At 62.2% G+C, this 20305-nt stretch carries 20 protein-coding genes, 1 tRNA gene and 1 pseudogene; 12 read left to right on the top strand and 10 right to left on the bottom strand.

Features of this window, described 5'->3' with window-relative positions; genetic code table 11:
• The first annotated feature begins 128 nt into the window (after nt 1-128).
• The 8 genes from murA to ACP7AL_RS15575 all read left to right on the top strand — a co-directional run bounded on the left by murA (nt 129) and on the right by ACP7AL_RS15575 (nt 5584).
• Complete coding sequence (gene murA / locus ACP7AL_RS15610) at nt 129-1418, top strand: UDP-N-acetylglucosamine 1-carboxyvinyltransferase (RefSeq protein ID WP_024919682.1); 1290 nt, start codon at nt 129-131, stop codon at nt 1416-1418.
• Between the two features lie 18 nt (nt 1419-1436).
• A complete protein-coding gene (locus ACP7AL_RS15605) occupies nt 1437-1904 on the top strand; it encodes a DUF2948 family protein (RefSeq protein ID WP_024919681.1) in 468 nt (155 codons plus the stop codon).
• Nucleotides 1905-2116: 212 nt separating this feature from the next.
• Nucleotides 2117-3412, top strand: coding sequence for a histidinol dehydrogenase (hisD, locus tag ACP7AL_RS15600; protein ID WP_425992633.1), 1296 nt, complete (start codon nt 2117-2119; stop codon nt 3410-3412).
• The gene (locus tag ACP7AL_RS15595) at nt 3409-3915 is read left to right on the top strand and encodes a UPF0262 family protein (protein ID WP_006022859.1); all 507 of its coding nucleotides are present in this window, start codon (nt 3409-3411) and stop codon (nt 3913-3915) included. Before hisD ends, ACP7AL_RS15595 begins: the two co-directional genes overlap by 4 nt.
• Nucleotides 3916-3959: 44 nt before the next feature.
• Complete coding sequence (locus ACP7AL_RS15590) at nt 3960-4415, top strand: low molecular weight phosphatase family protein (protein ID WP_006022858.1); 456 nt, start codon at nt 3960-3962, stop codon at nt 4413-4415.
• 109 nt (nt 4416-4524) lie between these two features.
• Nucleotides 4525-5148 (top strand): Maf-like protein, encoded by a 624-nt coding sequence (locus tag ACP7AL_RS15585; protein ID WP_006022857.1) that lies wholly within the window; start codon nt 4525-4527, stop codon nt 5146-5148.
• Nucleotides 5138-5332 (top strand): DNA gyrase inhibitor YacG, encoded by a 195-nt coding sequence (gene yacG / locus ACP7AL_RS15580; RefSeq protein ID WP_425992630.1) that lies wholly within the window; start codon nt 5138-5140, stop codon nt 5330-5332. Before ACP7AL_RS15585 ends, yacG begins: the two co-directional genes overlap by 11 nt.
• Before the next feature lie 176 nt (nt 5333-5508).
• A tRNA-Phe gene (locus ACP7AL_RS15575) sits at nt 5509-5584 on the top strand.
• A 66-nt stretch (nt 5585-5650) separates the two neighbouring features.
• Here the strand turns inward: ACP7AL_RS15575 and ACP7AL_RS15570 are convergent.
• From ACP7AL_RS15570 to ACP7AL_RS15560, 3 genes and pseudogenes are all read right to left on the bottom strand, one after another.
• Nucleotides 5651-5917, bottom strand: coding sequence for a hypothetical protein (locus ACP7AL_RS15570; protein WP_425992628.1), 267 nt, complete (start codon nt 5915-5917; stop codon nt 5651-5653).
• 104 nt (nt 5918-6021) lie between these two features.
• Nucleotides 6022-7534: pseudogene (locus tag ACP7AL_RS15565) on the bottom strand (aldehyde dehydrogenase family protein).
• 18 nt (nt 7535-7552) lie between these two features.
• A complete protein-coding gene (locus ACP7AL_RS15560) occupies nt 7553-7906 on the bottom strand; it encodes a hypothetical protein (RefSeq protein WP_425992626.1) in 354 nt (117 codons plus the stop codon).
• 271 nt (nt 7907-8177) lie between these two features.
• Here ACP7AL_RS15560 and ACP7AL_RS15555 point away from each other — a divergent pair, with 271 nt between their 5' ends.
• Nucleotides 8178-9143: a Bug family tripartite tricarboxylate transporter substrate binding protein gene (locus ACP7AL_RS15555; protein WP_425992624.1), complete on the top strand. Its 966-nt coding sequence runs from the start codon at nt 8178-8180 to the stop codon at nt 9141-9143.
• Between the two features lie 137 nt (nt 9144-9280).
• Here the strand turns inward: ACP7AL_RS15555 and ACP7AL_RS15550 are convergent, their stop codons facing one another.
• A complete protein-coding gene (locus tag ACP7AL_RS15550; protein WP_425992622.1) occupies nt 9281-10561 on the bottom strand; it encodes an acyl-CoA dehydrogenase family protein in 1281 nt (426 codons plus the stop codon).
• A 192-nt stretch (nt 10562-10753) separates the two neighbouring features.
• Here ACP7AL_RS15550 and ACP7AL_RS15545 point away from each other — a divergent pair, with 192 nt between their 5' ends.
• A complete protein-coding gene (locus ACP7AL_RS15545) occupies nt 10754-11575 on the top strand; it encodes an MBL fold metallo-hydrolase (protein ID WP_425992620.1) in 822 nt (273 codons plus the stop codon).
• A 27-nt stretch (nt 11576-11602) separates the two neighbouring features.
• On the opposite strand, the gene ACP7AL_RS15540 is transcribed toward ACP7AL_RS15545, so the two are convergent.
• From ACP7AL_RS15540 to ACP7AL_RS15530, 3 genes are all read right to left on the bottom strand, one after another.
• Nucleotides 11603-12685, bottom strand: a complete 1083-nt coding sequence (locus tag ACP7AL_RS15540; RefSeq protein WP_425992618.1) for a DUF2336 domain-containing protein — start codon at nt 12683-12685, stop codon at nt 11603-11605.
• A 282-nt stretch (nt 12686-12967) separates the two neighbouring features.
• Nucleotides 12968-14092, bottom strand: a complete 1125-nt coding sequence (locus ACP7AL_RS15535) for a hypothetical protein (protein WP_425992616.1) — start codon at nt 14090-14092, stop codon at nt 12968-12970.
• Between the two features lie 17 nt (nt 14093-14109).
• Nucleotides 14110-14898, bottom strand: coding sequence for a thioesterase family protein (locus tag ACP7AL_RS15530; RefSeq protein WP_425992614.1), 789 nt, complete (start codon nt 14896-14898; stop codon nt 14110-14112).
• Between the two features lie 262 nt (nt 14899-15160).
• On the opposite strand from ACP7AL_RS15530, the gene ACP7AL_RS15525 reads away from it, so the two are divergent.
• Nucleotides 15161-15382 (top strand): hypothetical protein, encoded by a 222-nt coding sequence (locus tag ACP7AL_RS15525; RefSeq protein ID WP_081758561.1) that lies wholly within the window; start codon nt 15161-15163, stop codon nt 15380-15382.
• A gap of 132 nt (nt 15383-15514) precedes the next feature.
• Here ACP7AL_RS15525 and ACP7AL_RS15520 read toward each other — a convergent pair whose 3' ends face one another.
• The 3 genes from ACP7AL_RS15520 to ACP7AL_RS15510 all read right to left on the bottom strand — a co-directional run bounded on the left by ACP7AL_RS15520 (nt 15515) and on the right by ACP7AL_RS15510 (nt 18994).
• The gene (locus ACP7AL_RS15520; RefSeq protein ID WP_425992612.1) at nt 15515-17215 is read right to left on the bottom strand and encodes an MFS transporter; all 1701 of its coding nucleotides are present in this window, start codon (nt 17213-17215) and stop codon (nt 15515-15517) included.
• A 99-nt stretch (nt 17216-17314) separates the two neighbouring features.
• Entirely contained in the window at nt 17315-17749 is a 435-nt protein-coding gene (locus ACP7AL_RS15515) for a hypothetical protein (protein WP_425992610.1), read from the bottom strand.
• Between the two features lie 243 nt (nt 17750-17992).
• Nucleotides 17993-18994, bottom strand: a complete 1002-nt coding sequence (locus tag ACP7AL_RS15510; RefSeq protein ID WP_425992608.1) for a Bug family tripartite tricarboxylate transporter substrate binding protein — start codon at nt 18992-18994, stop codon at nt 17993-17995.
• 289 nt (nt 18995-19283) lie between these two features.
• Here ACP7AL_RS15510 and ACP7AL_RS15505 point away from each other — a divergent pair, with 289 nt between their 5' ends.
• Nucleotides 19284-20231 carry a TAXI family TRAP transporter solute-binding subunit gene (locus tag ACP7AL_RS15505; protein WP_006022831.1) on the top strand — a complete coding sequence of 316 codons (948 nt, stop codon included), beginning with the start codon at nt 19284-19286 and terminating at the stop codon, nt 20229-20231.
• The last annotated feature ends 74 nt before the right edge of the window (nt 20232-20305 follow it).

The following is a 20305-nucleotide window of genomic DNA, read 5'->3' as shown; positions in this document are numbered from 1 at the left end:
TCGACACAATTCGAGCGATTTTTCAGGTATTAAGCTGGCCTGCCGGGTTCTTGGGCGTCCGGCGCGCGGTTTCCACCCCCTCCGAAACACGCTAAAAGCCATTTTATCCGCAACAGGGCAGGTTTGGCATGGATCGCATTCGCATTGTCGGCGGCAATAAACTCAACGGCACCATTCCGATTTCCGGCGCGAAGAACGCGGCTCTGCCGCTGATGATCGCAAGCCTGCTGACCGACGAGACCCTGATTCTCGACAACGTGCCGCGCCTGGCCGACGTTGCACAGCTTCAGCGCATTCTCGGCAATCATGGCCTCGACATCATGTCGAAGGGCAAGCGTCCGGGGGACCATGAGTATCAGGGCCAGACGCTGCATATTTCCGCAGCCAACATCATCGACACCACGGCGCCCTATGAGCTGGTCTCGAAGATGCGCGCCAGCTTCTGGGTGATCGCGCCGCTGCTCGCGCGCATGAAGGAAGCCAAGGTCTCGCTGCCCGGCGGCTGCGCCATCGGCACGCGCCCTGTCGATTTGCTGATCATGGCGCTGGAGAAGCTCGGCGCGGAATTGCAGATCGACGGCGGCTACGTGATCGCGAAAGCTCCCGGCGGACTTGTCGGCGCGGAGATCGATTTCCCCAAGGTCACCGTCAGCGGCACCCACGTGGCGCTGATGGCCGCGACGCTCGCTAAAGGCACGACGGTCATCACCAATGCCGCGTGTGAGCCCGAGATCGTCGATGTCGCCGACTGTCTCAACAAGATGGGTGCAAAGATTTCCGGCGCCGGCACGACGCGCATCGTGATCGAGGGCGTCAAGAAACTGCACGGCGCGCGTCACACCGTGTTGCCGGACCGGATCGAGACCGGCACCTATGCCATGGCGGTGGCGATGACCGGCGGCGATGTGCAACTCGCGGGTGCGCGGCCTGAACTGCTGCAATCGGCACTGGATGTGCTGACGGAAGCCGGCGCCACCATCACGCCGAACAACGAAGGCATCCGCGTTGCGCGCAACGGCGCGGGTATCAGCCCGGTCAAGGTCACGACCGCGCCGTTCCCCGGCTTCCCGACCGATCTTCAGGCGCAGCTCATGGCGCTGATGGCCTGCGCCAAAGGCTCGTCGCACATCACCGAAACAATTTTTGAAAACCGTTTCATGCATGTTCAGGAGCTGGCGCGGTTCGGTGCGCGTATTTCCCTCGACGGGGAGACCGCGATCATCGACGGCATCGCCAAACTGAAGGGCGCACCGGTGATGGCGACGGATTTGCGTGCCTCGGTGTCGCTGGTGATTGCGGCGCTCGCGGCGGAAGGCGAAACCACCGTCAATCGCGTGTATCATCTCGATCGTGGTTTCGAGCGGCTCGAGGAAAAGCTCTCGGCCTGCGGCGCGACCATCGAACGGATCAGCGGTTAGCTTTTCACGGCGGGGGCCATGTCTCAGAACAAAACGGCTCAGCAAAATACATCCCGGCGCAAGCTGGCCGCGCTGGATGAAGACGATCTTGCGGTCATTTCCGCCCATATTCAGGATGCGGCGGTGGTTGCGGGCGACATCCTCTGGCGGCAGAGCGAGAAGCGTCTGGTCGTCGCCATGCGGCGGATGGACTGCGAGGATATCCTCGCCGGCGATTGCGTTCCGCGCCGCCTGATTTCGGCGCTGCGTTTTGACCGCGTGCTGTCCTGCCAGTCGCGCGAGATCGACATGACCGCCCCGGAACTGCCCCTGACCCTGCTCGGGCTGGAATTCCATCCCGGCAAGAAACCGGGCGGCCAGGTGCTGCTGCTGTTCGCTACCGGCGGGGTGCTTCGGCTCGAAGTCGAGTGCCTCGAATGCGAACTGGCCGATCTGGGCCCGGACAATCTGGACACCGATCCGGTCGATCAGGCCGCAGCCACCTAATCTGCCAGCGCACACAGACATTTAGCAACCAACCCGGGCGGTCCCGCTCGCGGTTTCATTCCGGGAATGTTATGGGTTGACGGTGACGAGTGTGGCGGTTCGCAAGTCCGCAACATTTGTCAGCACGTCCATTTAGCGGACTTGCGAACCAAAGCCACACTAGCATCGCGCCAATGACCACGCCTTTAATTGATCCCCTGCCGGACCCTGGAATGCCGATCCGCCTCACCAGCCACAGCGCCGACTTCAGCGAGCGCTTCAACGCCTTTCTCGACATGAAGCGGGAGGTTTCCGCCGATATCGACGCGTCCGCGCGCGCCATCGTCGACGATGTAGCGAAGCATGGCGATGCGGCGCTGATCGCGGCGACGAAGAAGTTCGACCGGCTGGACATCACCGCGGGTGGTTTGCGCATTACGGCGGCGGAGATCGAAGCCGCGGTGAAGGCTTGCGATACCGCGACGCTCGACGCCCTGAAGTTCGCGCGTGACCGCATCGAGGTTTTTCACAGGCGGCAGTTGCCAAAGGACGAGCGTTTCACGGACGCCGCGGGTGTTGAATTCGGCTGGCGCTGGAGCGCCATTGAGGCGGTCGGCCTGTATGTGCCGGGCGGCACCGCGGCCTATCCGTCATCCGTGCTGATGAACGCGGTGCCGGCCAAGGTCGCCGGGGTGGAGCGCGTGGTGATGGTGGTGCCGTCTCCGGACGGCAAGCTCAATCCGCTGGTGCTGGCGGCGGCGCAGCTCGGCGGCGTGTCGGAAATCTACCGCGTCGGCGGCGCGCAGGCCGTTGCGGCGCTGGCCTATGGCACGGCGACCATCAAGCCGGTGGCGAAGATCGTCGGTCCCGGCAACGCCTACGTTGCTGCCGCCAAGCGTCTGGTGTTCGGCAAGGTCGGTATCGACATGATCGCCGGACCGTCCGAAGTGCTGGTGATCGCCGACCGCACCGCGAATCCCGACTGGATCGCGGCCGATCTGCTCGCGCAGGCCGAGCACGACGCCAACGCGCAATCGATCCTGATCACCGATGACGAGACGCTGGCGAATGATGTCGCGCGTGCCGTTGAAGCACAGTTGACCACGCTGCCGCGCGCTGACATCGCGCGCGCGTCGTGGAACGATTTCGGCGCGATCATTCTGGTGAAGTCACTGGACGAGTCGGTCGCGCTCGCCGATGCCATTGCCGCCGAGCATCTGGAAATCATCACCGCCGATCCCGAAGGCTTGAGCGCGCGCATCCGCAATGCCGGCGCGATCTTCCTTGGAGCGCATACGCCGGAAGCGATCGGCGATTATGTCGGCGGCTCCAATCACGTGTTGCCGACGGCGCGCTCGGCGCGTTTTTCCTCGGGCCTCGGTGTGCTCGATTTCATGAAGCGGACCTCGATCCTGAAGTGCGGACCCGACCAGCTTCGCGCCCTCGGACCGGCGGCGATGACGCTCGGCAAGGCCGAGGGGCTGGATGCCCATGCGCGGTCGGTCGGATTGCGGCTAAATCTGTCATGACGAGGCCCCCGACAGATGAGGACCGGGACAACCGCGTCGTCGCGGTGACGCTCGATGAAGAATCGATCGGGCGATCGGGGCCGGACATCGAGCACGAGCGCGCGATCGCGATCTACGATCTCATTGAGCAGAACCTGTTCGCGCCGGAAGGCGGTCACACCGGTCCGTTCACGCTGCATATCGGGATTACCGGCAACCGCCTGATGTTCGACATCAAGCGCGAGGACGGCACGCCCTGCGTCGTGCATCTGCTGTCGCTGACGCCGTTCCGCCGGATCGTGAAGGACTACTTCATGATCTGCGACAGCTACTATCAGGCGATCCGCACCGCGACGCCCGACAAGATCGAAGCCATCGACATGGGCCGCAAGGGCATCCATGACGAAGGCTCGCGGACCTTGATGGAGCGCCTTGAAGGCAAGGTGCGCGTCGACTTCGAGACCGCGCGCCGGCTGTTCACACTGATTTCTGTGCTGCACTGGAAGGGCGAGGGCAGTACATGACCCCGAAAAGTGTGATGCGCAAAATTTCCGGACGAGCCTGACGAATGGCGGCGCGTTCTCCGCAAGCGGTTCTGTTCATGTGCGGGCAGAACAGTGTCCGCTCTCCGACGGCAGCCTGTCTGCTGCGCCATCTCATTCCGCGCGGGCTCTACGTGCAATCCGCCGGCGTCAGCAAGGCCGATCTCGATCCGTTCGCGGTCGCGGTGATGAAGGAGATCGGGCTCGACATTTCCAATCACAAGCCGTGGACGGTCGCCGATCTGGAGGACTGGGAAGGGCTGAACTTCGATCTGATCGTGACACTGTCGCCGGAGGCGCATCACAAGGCGCTCCAGTTGACCGCGACCTCGGCCACCGAAGTCGAATACTGGCCGACGCCCGATCCGGTCGGCGTCGAAGGCCGCCGCGAGTTGCAGCTCGATGCCTACCGGCATGTCCGGGACAGTTTGCAGAAGCGTATTCGCGAGCGTTTCGCGCCGGCAGCCATCAAGAACGAGTAGGAAAAATCGTCAGAAATCGGACCCGGGCACGCCGCCGCGCTGTTGTCGGGGCCACGCCCTTCGGATAGTTTCCGCGCCCATTGACCCCTGACCGAACGACAAATCTCGCATGTTAGGCCGTCCCAAATTTGTCCTCGCCTCCGGCTCGCCGCGGCGCCTCAGCCTGCTCAATCAGGCCGGTATCGAACCCGATGCGCTGCGCCCTGCGGATGTCGACGAGACGCCGAAGCGCGGCGAGCTGCCGCGCGCCTGCGCCAATCGTCTCGCCCGCGCCAAGGCCGACGCGGCGCTCAAGTCCGTGCAGCTCGATGATGATCTTCGCGGGTCCTTCATTCTTGCTGCCGACACCGTGGTCGCGGTCGGACGCCGCATTCTGCCGAAGGCGGAACTGGTGGACGAAGCCTCGCAGTGCCTGCGCCTGCTCTCGGGCCGCAATCATCGCGTCTACACCGCGATCTGCCTGGTGACGCCGAAGGAGACATTCCGTCAGCGGCTGGTGGAAACGCGGGTGCGGTTCAAGCGGCTGAGCGAGGACGATATTCAGGCCTATATCGGCTCCGGCGAATGGCGCGGCAAAGCCGGCGGCTATGCGGTGCAGGGCATCGCAGGTTCGTTCGTGGTGAAGATGGTCGGCTCTTACTCCAATGTGGTCGGGCTGCCGCTTTATGAAGCGACCACGCTGCTGGGCGGGGAAGGTTTCCCGGTCCGCTTCGGCTGGCTGAATGCCAGTTGATGGCGCGAAATCCGCGCCCCGCGCGAAGCCATGCCCGATCTGCGGCAAGCCGCCGGTCGAGGCCTCCAAGCCGTTCTGTTCGGAACGCTGCCGCGATGTCGACCTGAATCGCTGGCTGTCGGGGTCCTATGCCATCCCGGCGCGCGAGAGCGACGAGGACGACGATATGGACGAGCCGAAATAAGGTCTTTCGGGCATTTTTCGGCCGCGCCGAAGTCCTTGAATTCGGGAGGATTTCGAGCCGCCGCCGGGCGGCGCGGCGGTCCTCGCAAAATTCGCCCGGTGGCTGGACAGCGCCGCCGCGTCTCACTATAAACCGGCGCTCTCCCTCCAAGCTGTTTTGGCAGCGTTCGAGGCGGCGCCCAGGTAGCTCAGTTGGTAGAGCATGCGACTGAAAATCGCAGTGTCGGTGGTTCGATCCCGCCCCTGGGCACCATTTCTCCCAACGCACGGCGTTTCCCGATCCTCACGCAGATAATGCGCTATTGAGCGCATCCGTGCGTTACTTGCACTCGTCGATCGGATACTGCTGGCCGCCGCCGGCACCGCCGTAAACTCCGATGAAGACTTTGGTGCCCTTCTTGCAGCGGCTGATGCATGCGGATACTTCGCGCGTACATTTCGCAGCATAGGTGGGGGCCTGGGCGCCCTGGCCGCCGGCCCAGACTTTGCAAGATTCTCCCTGCTGGGTGCAGGACACGGCGAACGCCGACGAGGATGTCAGGAAAATGGATGCCCCCAGAGCTGCCGCGGTGAAAAGCTCTTTCATAGTCACCCCCCGTTTTGATGAGACGTACCAGAGCGGACCGTGCGAGCAGATGTCTGTCGTTCACGATGTGACTTCACTTTGCCCGTATGCGTCAAGTGGATAGATCAGTCGATATCGAACCTCACGCCCTGGGCGAGCGGGAGGTCGTGGCCGAAATTGATGGTGCTGGTGACCCGGCGCATATAGGCCTTCCATGAATCCGAACCGGCCTCGCGGCCGCCGCCGGTTTCCTTTTCGCCGCCGAATGCGCCGCCGATCTCTGCACCGGACGGGCCGATGTTGACATTGGCGATGCCGCAGTCGGAGCCTCGCGCCGAGAGAAACTTTTCCACTTCATACATGTTGGTTGAGAAGATCGAGGACGACAGCCCTTGCGGCACGTCGTTGTGCTGCGCCAGCGCCTCGTCGACCTCCGAATATTTCATGACGTAGAGAATCGGAGCGAACGTCTCGCGCAGCACCGGTCCGGTCTGCGCCGGCATTTCAACGAGCGCGGGCGTGACATAATACGCGGTCCTGTTTCTCTTCGACGCGCGCGCCGCCGAAAACTGATCCGCCGAATGTCCGCGCCTCCGCCAGCGTTTCCTGCATTTTCTGAAAAGCCATCTCATCGATCAGCGGGCCGACGAGCACGTCATCTTTCGCGAGAGGATTGCCGATCCGGACTGATGCATAGACCTGCTTCAGCCTCCCGACAAAAGCATCATAAATACTGTGATGAAGGAACAGTCTTCGCAGCGATGTGCAGCGCTGGCCGGCGGTGCCGATGGCGGCGAAGGCGATGGCGCGAACGGCGAGGTCGAGGTCTGCCGACGGGCACACGATCGAGGCGTTGTTGCCGCCAAGCTCCAGAATGCTCCGGGCAAAACGCGCGGCGAGGCGCGGGCCGACCACGCGTCCCATGGCGGTGGACCCGGTTGCCGAGACCAGCGCGACGCGCTGATCATCGACCAGCAGTTCGCCGGCATCGCGCCCGCCGATCAAAAGCGCCGAAAGCCCGGCCGGTATGCCGTCGAGTTTTGCCGCTGCGCGCTCGAACAGCGCCTGCACGGCGAGTGCCGTCAGCGGCGTCTTTTCCGATGGCTTCCAGATCACCGGATTGCCGCAGACAAGGGCGAGGGCCGCGTTCCACGACCAGACCGCAACCGGGAAATTGAACGACGTGATGATTCCCACGGGGCCAAGCGGATGCCACTGCTCCATCATCCGGTGGTTGGGCCGCTCGCTTGCGATCGTGAGGCCGTAGAGCTGGCGGGAGAGACCGACGGCGAAGTCGCAGATGTCGATCATCTCCTGAACTTCCCCTTGTCCCTCCGACAGGATTTTTCCGGCCTCGATGGTGACGAGGCGCCCCAATGCGGTCTTGGCGCTGCGCAGTTCATTGCCGAGAATACGAACGAGCTCGCCGCGTTGCGGCGCAGGAATGGTTCGCCATTCGAGGAATGCATGTTGCGCCCGGGCGATCGCCTCTGTTGCGCTGCTGACGGTTGCATCCTGCACGCGGGCAATCGTCTCGCCGGTGAGCGGCGAGCGCACTGCGCGTGAACCCTGGCTATAGAGATGGCGCGAAACGCCGAGATCCTGAAGAAGCAGATCGACATCGTTTGCGAGAGTCATGCCGTGCTCCAGGAAATCTCAGCTTTCGGGCGGCGGAACGAAGCAGAGGATGCCTGCCTCGGGCGTGTAGCAGAGCACCGCGCCCCCGGTCGGGTTGTTGCGTTCGTCAAGAATTCTCTCCGCCGGCACCCGGAGCCAGAATGTCGACGAGACATGCCACTTGTGGTCGACCTTGACCTCATAGCCCTGGGCATCCCGCCGCACCTCGGCGGCGCGGCAATCGGCGACCGAGCAACATTCCGCACCCGTTCCCGGCTGTCTCAAACCCTTGAACCAGGGCGCCAGTGTCGGGTCCGCATTATCGGGCGGCGCTGCATGGACCGGCGCAAGGGACAGCATGATCGCGATTGCCTGCGTCAGGAATGTTCGCATGCGGACCTCCGTCGGGACATGTGCGACCGCTGCTCAGGTGACTTCCGTGAGGAGCATCCCGCTTCCGTTCCGGATCATCAACACAATAAGCCGTCATCCCGCCGCCGCAGCGGATAGCTGCAACCATTCCTTTTCAATACTGGCTCGTGATGAGTGGCCTCGATGCATGCGACATATTGCATCAGGCGTTTGTCGCCGCAGCGGGTGTTGTGCAGCACCATGTAGTTCTATTAAAGAACTTAACGATAACGCGTTGTCACGGAGATGCGTCTTGCAGTTCAATCGCCGTCAAATCCTGCGCGCTGGCGCAGCTTCCGTTCTGCTGCCGGCTGCTGCTTATGCGGCGCCTCAATGGCCTGAGCGGGCCATCCGGATCGTTGTCGGGTTTGCTCCGGGAGGACAGACCGACATTTTCGCGAGAACCTACGGCGAATTCATCGGCAAGCAGACCGGCGCGTCGGTCGTTGTCGAAAATAAAACCGGAGCCTTAGGCGCGCTGGCTGCAACGGAGGTCAAGCGCTCCGCGGCGGATGGATACACGCTGCTCTTCAATACCTCCGGCGCGATGACGGTGAACCGGGTTCTGATCAAGGACCTTGCCTACGATACGGACCGCGATTTCGAACTGGTGGCCGCGATGCCGACCGGTGGTCTTCCAATGTTCGCGAGCAGCAAGCTCGGGGTCAAAACACTCGGTGAGTTTGTTCAGTATGCGAAGTCCGCGCCCCGCGTCAGCCTTGGCACGTTCGGCGTCGGATCTCCGGGACACCTGACGATCATCGAACTCAACAAGCAGTACGATCTCAAGATCGAGCCGGTTCACTATCGCGGCGAAGCTCCGATGTTTACCGATATCGTCGGGCAGGTCATCGACGGCGGCATCGGAAGTTATATCGGCGCCCAATCCGTTCTTCAGAGCGGCGCGGGAGTTGCGATCGCGGTGCCGCGCAAGCGGCTGACTGTTCTTCCCGAAGTCAAGACATTCAAGGAGCAGGGGGCGACCGCTCCGCTGTTCGATCTCACGACGTATCAGTGCTGCGCCGTTCCCAAGGGAACGCCGCAAGAGGTCATTGAGCGCCTGTCCCAGATTCTCGTTCAGGGCGGAAAGAGCGAGAAGGCTCTCGAGATGTTCAAGATGTTTGGCATCGATGAAGGCGCGATGGACCTTGCGGCCACCCGTGCGCTGTATGCACGGGAATCGCCGGTCTGGATCGATCTGGCTTCGAAGATCAGCTGATTGATCGACGCTTGGTCCCGTCCCGACCGGGATTGAGCGGTCCTGTCCGCCGATCGGAAGAACGGCATTTGCGCTTCTGCGCAAACGCCGCAAGCGCGGAGCGCGATAACGGTAAATTACCGCGCTCCGATCCCGGCCTACGCCATGCTCAGTTCGTGGCGGCCGACAACCATCCAGTGCACTTCATCGGGGCCGTCGGCGAAGCGCAGATGCCGAACGTCGGCGTACATGTCGGCGAGCGGCGTCCATTCCGAAATGCCCGTCGCACCGTGGATCTGGATCGCCTGGTCGATAATCTTGCAGGTGCGCTCGGGGACCATGGCCTTGACCATGCTGACCCAGACGCGGGCCTCCTTGTTGCCGAGCACGTCCATCGCCTTGGCGGCCTTCAGCACCATCAGCCGCATCGCCTCGATCTCGCAGCGCGCCTGCGCGATGATCTGCATGTTGCCGCCGAGATGCGCGATCGGCTTGCCGAAGGCTTCCCGCGTCAGGCCGCGCGACACCATCAGGTCGAGCGCCTTTTCAGCCTTGCCGATCGTGCGCATGCAGTGATGGATGCGGCCCGGTCCGAGACGGACCTGAGAAATTTCGAAGCCGCGGCCTTCGCCGAGCAGGATATTCTCTTTCGGCACGCGGACGTTGTTGAACCGCATATGCATGTGGCCGCGCGGTGCGTGGTCGGCGCCGAACACATGCATCGGCCCGATGATTTCAACGCCGGGTGTGTCGACCGGCACCAGAATCTGGGATTGCTGCTTGCCCCGCGGTGCATCGGGATTGGTCTGCACCATCGCGATCATGATCTTGCAGCGCGGATCGCCGAGGCCGGAGATGTAATACTTCTCGCCGTTGATCAACCACTCGTTGCCGTCGAGCTTCGCGGTGGTCGTGATGTTCTTGGCGTCCGAGGATGCAACGCCCGGTTCGGTCATGGCATAGGCCGAACGGATTTCGCCGTTCAGGAGCGGCTTCAGCCACTTTTCCTTTTGCTCCCTGGTGCCGACCCGCTCCAGCACTTCCATGTTGCCGGTGTCCGGCGCGGAGCAGTTCATGGTTTCGGACGCCAGCGGATTTTTCGCGAGCTCGACCGCGATATAGGCGTAATCGAGATTCTTCAGGCCTTCGCCGGTTTCGCTGTCCGGCAGGAAGAAGTTCCAGAGGCCTTCCTGCTTGGCCTTCGCCTTCGCCTTTTCCAGCACTTCGATCTGTCCGGGTGTGAAGCTCCAGCGGTCGGTCTTGCCTTCGCCGTGCCGGGTGTATTCGACCAGCATCGGATCGACGGTCTCGCGGATGAACTTCTTGACGTGTTCAAACAGCGGCCGGACCTGATCCGACATGCGCAGATCGTTCAGTTCATCGCCCGGGTTGAGGCTGTAGTTGGTGGTTCGCGGGACGTACGCGTGAGCCTGTTTCATACAAAGTTTCTCCCATGGGTGTTTCCTTGCTGAAGTTCATAAAGCACGAACGCGCCCGTTGATAGGGACGAGCAGCGTTGCGCGGCGAGGGTCACTCATCGCACGGCGGATGTGCCGCATCGCAACGTATTGCGATTGCCGCAGCTTCCTGAAAAGATCGGCGAAATCCTGAGCCTTGCCGGGAGTCTTTCGATGGTTCGATTGCGCCTGATCCTCGCGTTGATTGGCATCGTCCTGCCGATCGATCCCGGCGTCGCGCAGGTCAAACCGCCGCCGAGCGAGTGTCTCGCGATCGCGCAGTCCATTCCCCGTGTCATGTTCGCGAGCCTGTCCACCGTCGCTGCGGAGAAGGGTGAGGTGACGATCACCTACGCCGGCCACTCGACCTACATCATCGAGACGCCCGGCAATGTCACCATCGCCACCGATTTCAGCGGCGCTTACACGGCCGGCAAGTCGCCCAATGTGGTGACGATGAACCGGGCGCATTCGACGCACTACACCCTCAATCCCGATCCGCGCATCGCCCATGTGCTGCGGGGCTGGAACGACGGCGAGGGTCCGGCCCGTCACGCGCTGATCGTCGGAGACACCCTGATCCGCAATGTGCCGACCGACATTCGCGGCGGCTGGCGTTCCGGGCCTGACACGGTGATGCAGAAGGACGGTAACTCGATTTTCATTTTCGAGGTGGCGGGCCTGTGCATCGGCCATCTCGGCCATCTGCATCATCCGCTTGACGAGACGCATTATGCCGCGATCGGCCGACTCGACATCGTGATGGTGCCGATCGACGGCACCTACACCCTGTCGCTCGACGGCATGTCGGAGATCACGCGGCGGCTGCGGTCCTCCATCGTGCTGCCGATGCATCGCTTCTCGACGCCGCTGAGCGATTTCATCGCGCGGATGAACGGGCAGTTCGAGATGGACATCCGGCCGGAGCGGTCGCTGTCGGTCTCGCGCGACACGCTGCCGAAGAAGCCGACGGTCATCATTCTGGATGGCGTGTAACAGGTCTTCGATATCCGGAAGGTGCTTTCAGGATTGCCTGATTTGCCAGAACCGAAGCAGTCGTTCCGCATTCGGTCTGGTCAATTTTGCAAATTCGGCTTCCAGTTTATCCGTCAGGTTTAGCGGCATGGATTCGGGCGGATATTTGCACGCCAGAACCGCGTGGGTCGTTTGCCAGCTGAGACCCGCTCCCTTGCAGGCAATCAGAAGTCCCTCGTCGCGCGGGCTTTCCATGAGGGGTTTGATGATTTCGATGGACGCCGCGCACAGAACTGAAAGGCCAGCCACAACCTCTTCGTATTGACGGTCCGCTGCAAATGCCCGCAGCTTGCCGTCGGTCAGTTCGCCGCGCTCTTTCAGAAGTTTCGTCAGACGCAGAGCAGTATCGAAGTTACGAGTCTTGTTGGAGTCACGCGCGACCTTTTCGGCGACTTCCTTGAGCGTGCGGTCGACCTCGTCCTGGAACTCGGGCGGCATTTTGGCCATCAGCCGCGCGCGAACGGCTTCGGTGGCCCGCAGCAGGAGTTCGCGCAGGAGCTGCAACGGCAAATCGAGACGCAGGCCGGTTTTCTCGGCCAGCGCGTCATCGGTTTCGGCTGCTTTCAGCAGCGTCGCAAAGCCATGCTCTGATATTTGTGCGCCTGCGTTGTTAACGACGCTGTGCCTGACTGCCCGGTTGCCGCGATCGAGCAGGATATCGGTAATTGCAGGCTCGACATTGGCGCGTTCCGAAATCGCGAACAGGTGGCCCTGACTTTTCGTTTTCGCGATTTCAACAAGGTCATGCGTTGTCAGGCGCGTGGAGTTTGTGAGAATGGGACCGGCGACCGCAATTTCATCATGGTGCGCCAGCTTCAGGGTGATCTCGCGCGGGGAGTTGTCGACCGGAGCAAGGCGTGTGCTGAGTTGCGCCAGCGCTCTGGTTTCGACCTTAAGGATCAGATGCCCGAGTACATCGTCGAATACGCGGATCTGGTCCTCATTAAGGCGATTTGCGTCGTAGAGAAAAAGGTCGGTGACGCGCCGAAGGATAGCGATGCGCTTTTCCGACGCTCCGCTTTGCAATGCGGCGTCGAGTTCATCAAACAAGGATGACGCGGGGTTTTGCATGACCGGCAATCTCTTGGCCGGCATTGCGCGGACGGTGAATCTTAAAAAAACAGTGACTGACTTTGAAATCGGTCCGTGAATGCCGAAGCGTATATGCACTTAAATGATGCGGGCCATGTTACCGGCAAAATGGAATTTTTCGATTAATGCGCGCTCGACTAACGCGATGATCTTGAAATGCTACTTCCGATTCACGTACCCCATTTGGGGTACGCATTCGTGCGCGGGTTCATTCGTGCGCGGGTTAAAGAGTCGGGTGATTGGAAACCGTGCAATCGATGGTCAAAACGCCGCGGCCAGATCCTTGGCGCCCTGAAGATTGACCTGGTTGTCCATCCGCGCATCCGTCGCCGCCAGCAGCTTGGCGACGGTGTTGTTGCGGATCGCCACCGGATTGCGCTCATAGCCGTTGCGCTGGAAGAAATTCGACGTCGGGACGATAGTGCGCATCGCCTGCGGCATCGACACCATGTCGAACCCGTTGCCATCGCCGGTCAGGTTCATCATCTCGAGTTCGGCGGCGGTGAGCGGCGCGGTGTAGCCCTTGCGCCTGGCGAAATTGACCGAGTCCATCAGTTTCAGCGTCTGCAACAGCGGCCCGACATCGACATCGAGATTGAGCGCATGAACGGCGATGCCGCGCGGCGTGACGCCGAGTTTTTCGTGGGCGCTCCATTCATTGGGCACGGTCTTGCAGAAGGCGATCATCTGCTGGACGATCGCAGCCTTGCGCTCAAGCGCGGCCTTCTGCGGTCCGGATGCCTGACGGATCTTTTCGCCGAGCGATTTAAGGATCAGGCCGCCGTGCTCGGCGAGCAGGTCGATGGTGTTGGTGGTGAGCAACTGGTTGTAGCCGAGTGCGGTGGAGATCGCGCGGGCGCCCGGGCGAGGGCTCTCCAGTCCGGCCTGCACGTCGTACTTGCCGTTGCCGCCGGATTCGAAGCTGTAGATCCGCACAGCCTGATCTTTGGTCAGGCCGAAGCTCGACGCCACCTGCGCGTAGGCGCGCTTGTATTCGATCTCGGAGGCGGGCTTGCGGGGCGCGAACTGGAAATGCTCCTGCGCGTTGCTCAGGAAATCCGCCACGACGGGAAGCGGCTTGCGCTCTGACGGCGGCTTGGCCGGTGCCGAGGGATCGATTGGCTTTGGCGGCCCGCCATAGACCGGCGGCTGAGTGAGCACATAGTCCTCGGCGACGATGGTCTCGCCGCTGCGCCGCTTGGCGTTCCGCGCCCGCCGGTTGTCGCTGATCGATGTCCAGTAGGCGGACGCCTTTTCGTCGAATGGCTGGCGCACGGCGTTGTATTCGGCAAGCTTGCGGCGATACTCCGCCATCGCCTGCGGCGCCTGTGCGACGGAACCGGACGACAGCGTCGCCGCGAGCAGGGCGATGGAAATCCATGACATCGTCCGCCGGAAAGGTCTCACATAAACACCGCGACGTTCTGCCGGCTGACCAGCACCGGCTGTCGATCCGCATTCCACAGGGTCGTGGATTGACTGGAATATCCGCCCACCACGTTTTCGGCCTTGGTCTGGAGCAACCACCAGCCGTCTCTGGTCTCCGGCCTGTCGGTCAGCAGATCGATTGTCCAGGTCATGGTGCTCATCGGTCCTGGCCGCTCGAACAGCACCAGCGCCGCGGGCGGCGGCGCGTCGGTGAGCGCGACCAGAGCCGCGATCGACGCCGGTTTCGCTTCATCCTGATGCCGCAGCCAGATCGAAAAGTTCGGCTGCTGGCTCTGGCTGAACGGAGGGCTGCCTCCCGCGAAACGTCCCTCGAAGTGCTGGATGAAGTTCAATCCGGGAATCTTGCGGAAGAACGGCGGACACGTGTCCGGTTCCGGCACCACGGGCGCTGCCAGGCTGCTGTATGCCGCGGCCGACGGACGGGCGGTGGCGTAGCAAAGCGTGGCCCGCGTTGCGAGGCCGGCTTCGCCGAACAGGTCGACGCCGACGAAGATCGTCGACTTGCCCTTGCGCAGAACGGCCGGCTTGATCGTGACCGTGCCGGTTGCCGGGCCGACGAACCCGAATTGTGCAGAGCGCAACGGCGGCAGTTCCCCGAACTGGCGCGCCACGCTTTCGAGGCAGAAGGCCGCGGACAGGCCGCCATAGATGGTGCGGCCCTGAAGCCAGTCCTCTGTTGCCGTGACCGAACAGGTCTCGCCGCTGACCGTTATGGTGTCCATCAGTGCGGTGAAATCGATCATCGTGCTGCGCCTGCTCCTCAAAATCGCGCCGCGGCTGCGGGCATGGCTGCCATGATCGCTCAATCGGGCGAATCGCGCAGCAGAACTTCTCGCGCAATCTCGCTTGGACTCACCGCAGACTCAATCGGTCAGTAAAGCTGACCGAATCAAGTTATCAACAGGCGTTTGAGCGACTCTTTCGAATCATTCTCGCTTCGCGATAGGAGATGGTTTCAGATGTGACGCTTGCGTGACTGTAGCGTTCGTGTGCGGGGCGACGATCATGAACAAAATTGTTTCGCCGAAGGGTTTTGTTTCGAACGAGTTGTCGAAGTTGTTCGGCGACGTACCGAAGCCGGACCGCGCCGAGTGGGAGAAGACACTCAAGGCGCTCAAGCCGTGGCTCAGCCCGGAAAAATTCGCAGAGACCGAAGTCATTCACTGGCGCATGTTCGAGCGCGCCAACCGCTGGCACGAGAGCAAGTCGTCCTCCTCGAAGGACTGATGTTTCTGTTCGTCACTGCGAGGAGCGAAGCGACGAAGCAATCCAATCCTTGCTTCTGAAGAATTGCTTCGCTTCACCCGCAATGAGGCTGTTCAAGTCCCTGCCGGCGCGGCGATCTCGGAGCAGCCGCGCTCACACGCCGCTGCTGGCTGGCGTCTCGATCGGCACGTCATTCGCACGGGTGCGATCCGGCGTCTCGTCCTTCCACCGCACCGATCCCAGTGGCCGTTCCAGCATGCGATGAACCTTGATCGGCTCCGGCCCGGTGTGAAATTCGATCGCGCGCAGATGCAGATCGCGCTCGGACTGGGTCGAGCGGTTGCGCTGGCGCAGATAGTCGAGCCAGGTCGGGCAGTGATATCGCTCGGTCCATAGCTCGGGATCGGCGATGTCGCGGGAAAGAGACCAGTCGTAGGCCCCGTTGCGCTGGCGGGTCGCCTGGACTTTCAGCATGACGTCGTAGAACTCACGCGCCCGTTCGGTGGCCACGCGATACTCGACCTCGATGACGATCGGTCCGCTGCGCGGTGTGATCGACAAATTCACCTCCGGCTCCGCCAGCGCATCGACCGCGTCATTGTTGGCGCCTTCGGTCGACGGCATGCGCAGCCAGATCGCAAGGATTGGCGAGACGAACATCACCGCACCGGCAATCATGAGCGCCTTGTCCACACCGACGCCGTTGGCGACATATCCCCACAGCCAGCTACCGATCGCGACGCCGCCCGCGATCGCAGCCTGATACGCGGCCAGCGCGCGGCCTGCGACCCAGCGCGGTGTCGAAAGCTGCACGCCGATGTTGAACAGCGTGACCGCAATCATCCATGACGCGCCCGCCACGACCAGCGCCGCGCCGGTCAGCGCTGGCCACCGGCTGAGCGCGAGGACCCCGATCGCAAGTCCCATGGTCAACGCGCACAGGCGAACCGCGTATTCACCGCTCAGATGCGCGCGCACACTCGAGATGTTGAGGGCGCCGAGCACGCCGCCCATGCCGAAACAGCCCAGCATGATGCCGTAGGTCTGGGCGCTGCCGTGCAGGATGTCGCGTGCCACCAGTGGCAGCAGTGCCAGCACTGAACCGCCCGCGATGCCGGTCACAAGTGTCCGGTAGAGCACGATACGGATCGGCGGAGAGTGAATGATATAGCGCACGCCCGACACGACCGCGCGGCGCAGCCGCTCCGGCGGCAATCGCGATGGTTCCAGCGTGCGCTGCCAGAAGTAGAGCACCACGATGAGTGGAACATAAAGCAGCACGTTGCAGATGAACGCGGCCACCGCGCCTGCCGCCGCGACGATGATGCCGCCCAGCGCCGGGCCGAAACTGCGCGCGATGTTGTAGCTGATGCCGTTCAGCGCGACCGCCGAGGGGAGCGTTTCGGCGGGCACCTGCTCACTGACCGAGGCCTGCCACGCCGGGCCGAACAGCGCCATGCTGCTGCCGATCAGGAAACAGAACAGCAGCAGACTGTGGGGCGTGATCGCGTTGAGATAGGCGAGCACGGCCAGCGTCACGCCGCCCAGCAACCCGAGCGACAGCGCGGTGAGGCCGACGATGCGGCGGTCGTACATGTCGGCGATGGCGCCCGCCGCCAGCGACAGCAGCATGATCGGCAGCATCAGCGCGGTCTGGACCAGCGCCACCATGCTGGCCGACGATGTCATCTGGGTCATGGACCAGGCGGCGCCGACGCCGTTGATCATCAGGCCGAGATTGGTCAGCAGGCTTGCCAGCCAGATCCGCCGGAACACCGCGTGGCGCAGGGGGGCTGCAATACCGTCGGCCGACAGCGGGGATCGTTTGGCGGGCTTGTCGGTCGTCGTATTCAAAACAGAAATCCCCAAAAGAACTGAATCATTAATGGACCGGCAGGCACGCGATATGAAGCCGGAATGTGGTCCAATGAAAGCGGCTTGAACAGGGATTTGCTACCAGCGCCACTGGCCGTCGGGCGTCCAGCGGGAGCGGTGGCCGACAAGACGCATCCAGCGGGTGACGATCTGGTCGAACCCGGTCACATAATCGCAGGCCTTGTCGCGCTTCCACTTCGCGTCGGCCCTGACATCGGCAAAGGTCTTCTCGCTCGCATAGGAGTAGAGCTGCAACGGTTTCGATGAGTCGCTGATCTCGGCGCGGTTGGCGATCAGTTCCCGGTCCAGCGTGTTGAACACCACGCATGGCGTGCTGGCGTAAGTCATCCGCAGATCGTCGGCGATGACCTTGGCGTTATCGGGCGGCTGCTCGACTTTATAGGACATCAGAAACGCGGCCGCGGCGAGCAGTGCGGCAAGGGCAGCGCCGCTTAACACCGGCCAGATGAGCCGGGGACGCCTGACAGCTTCTGCTTGGTTCGGTTGCGGCATGAACTCGACGCTAGTGTCCCGTATCCGACGTTTGCCTCATTTTGCGGCGCCTTCCGTGCAAACGTCGGATACGAAAGGACATTAGCAAATGATGATTCCAGTGATCCTTTGGTTCTGACATTCGTAAATGTGCCTGCGAAAGATGTGAAACGAATGTCAGAACCGGATCACTGGTGTTGCCGGCGGGAATGTTCCCCGACGCCGCAGCGGATCAAAACCTGCCACGGCGTCAGGGCACAGCGATTACTCAGGCTTGATCTTCGCGAACTCGGCGACCTTGCCCCACTTCTCTGTCTCCGCGATGACGAACGCCTGCATTTCCTCGGGCGTGTTGCCGATCGGTTCGCCGCCGAGCTTGCGGATACGGTCGATGCCGTCGGGCGACTTGATGTACTTGATGATGCTCGCGTTGAGTTTCATCACGATGTCCTTCGACACCTTTGCCGGGGCGGCCACGGTGAACCAGGCGGCCGCGTCATAGCCCTTCACGGTTTCGCCGATCGAGGGGATGTTGGGGAGCAGCGGCCAGCGTTCCGCAGTGCTGATGGCCAGCGCGCGCACATTGTTGTTTTCTGCGAAGGGCAGAACCGCCGGCAGGTTGTCGATCATGACATGGACCCTCCCGGCCACCAGATCGGTAAGCGCAGGTGCGCTGCCCTTATAAGGGACATGCACGATGTCGATGCCGGTCATCGACTTGAACAGTTCGGTGGCAAGATGCGCCGTGCTGCCGAGGCCGGGGGTGCCGTAGAACAACTGCCCGGGCTTCGATTTCGCCAGCGCGATGAATTCCGCGACCGTTTTCGCAGGCACCTCCGGATTGACCGACATCAGATTCGGAACGCGGGCGATGATGGTGACCGGCTGGATGTCCTTGATCGGATCGTAAGGCATGTTCTTCTGAACATACTTGTTGATCGCGTGGGTGCCGGGCGTGCCGACAATGAAGGTGTAGCCATCGGGCTCGGCCTTCGCGACGAAATCGGCGGCGATGTTGCCGCCCGCGCCCGGCTTGTTCTCGACGATGAACTGCTGGCCGTAGTCTTCCGAAAGTTTCTGCGCAACGAGACGTCCCAGAATATCGGTGGTGCCGCCGGCGGCAAACGGCACGACAAACTTGACCGGGCGGTCCGGCCATGCGGCGGCGCTCGAGGCGCGGCTCAGGAACGGTGTCGCGCCCAGCGCTGCGGCGCCGGCAAGAACCGTGCGGCGGGTGAGGTGCGCGGAAGCAGGTCGTTTCGTCATATCAATAAAGTCTCCCGATTTAACCCGCTGCGCGGGTCTTGTTCTTTGATCGCCGCTGGCCGGCCACGCACAAGGTTCTAGAGCAAGCTCGGCGCGTCTGCGAGCGTTGCGATTTTTCGCAATGCAGCAAATTTGTGTGACGGTTGTTCAGGCGCACGAACGGCCACCCAGCCGGTTCCTCATACCTACGTCTAACTGCGAGGCAGAACGCGCCACTTCCGCTCTTCAGCGGGTTGACCGCGACCGCTCATCCGTCCACTTTCCCGCGAAATTCAAAAAGGAAGATGGAATGAAAAAGACTGTCCTGGCGGCCGCTGTTCTTTCTGTAACCGCGCTGTCCGCTCCTGCCGCTCATGCCCAGCAATTCATCAACATTCTGACCGGCGGCACCTCCGGCGTTTATTATCCGCTCGGCGTCGCCATCGGAAAAATCTATGGCGACAAGATTTCCGGCGTGAAGACGCAGGTGCAGGCCACCAAGGCGTCGGTCGAGAATCTCAACCTGATCGAGCAGGGCCGCGGCGAACTCGCGTTCACCCTCGGCGACTCGCTGAAGGCGGCGGTCGACGGCGACGAGGAAGCCGGCTTCAAGAAGAAGCTGGAGAAGCTGCGCACCATCGGCGCGATCTATCCGAACTACATCCAGATTGTCGCGACCGCTGACAGCGGCATCAAGACGCTAGCCGACCTCAAGGGCAAGACGTTGTCTGTCGGGGCGCCGAAATCCGGCACGGAACTCAACGCGCGCGCGATCCTGAAGGCGGCGGACCTGAGCTACAAGGATCTCGGCAAGGTCGAGTATCTGCCGTTCGCTGAATCCGTCGACCTGATGAAGAACCGTCAGCTCAACGCCACGCTGCAGTCGGCGGGCCTTGGCGTCGCATCGCTGAAAGATCTGTCGAGCTCGACCGAAATCAACGTGGTTTCGGTGCCGAAGGCCGTTGTCGACAAGATCGGGCCTCCGTTCGTCTCCGTCGTCATTCCGGCCGGAACCTATACCGGCCAGAAGGAAGACGTGCCGACGGCAGCCGTGGTGAACTATCTCGTCACCAGCTCGGCCGTGTCAGACGATCTCGCCTACCAGATGACCAAGCTGATCTTCGAGTCGCTGCCGGAACTGGCGAACTCGCATGTCGCCGGCAAGGACATCAAGCTGGAGACCGCGGCGACCGGCAGCCCGGCGCCGCTGCATCCGGGCGCGATCCGCTATTACAAGGAAAAGGGCCTGATCAAGTAAGGTCTGGTCCGGCAACGACTGTTGCTCGCGGTTATTCAAAACATGTCATTGCCGGGCTTGACCCGGCAATCCGT

The organism is Afipia sp. DC4300-2b1 (assembly GCF_049895725.1).
GTDB lineage: Bacteria > Pseudomonadota > Alphaproteobacteria > Rhizobiales > Xanthobacteraceae > Afipia > Afipia broomeae.
The sequence above is the reverse complement of the archived record's forward strand: the minus strand, read 5'-3'. Positions and strand labels throughout refer to the sequence as shown.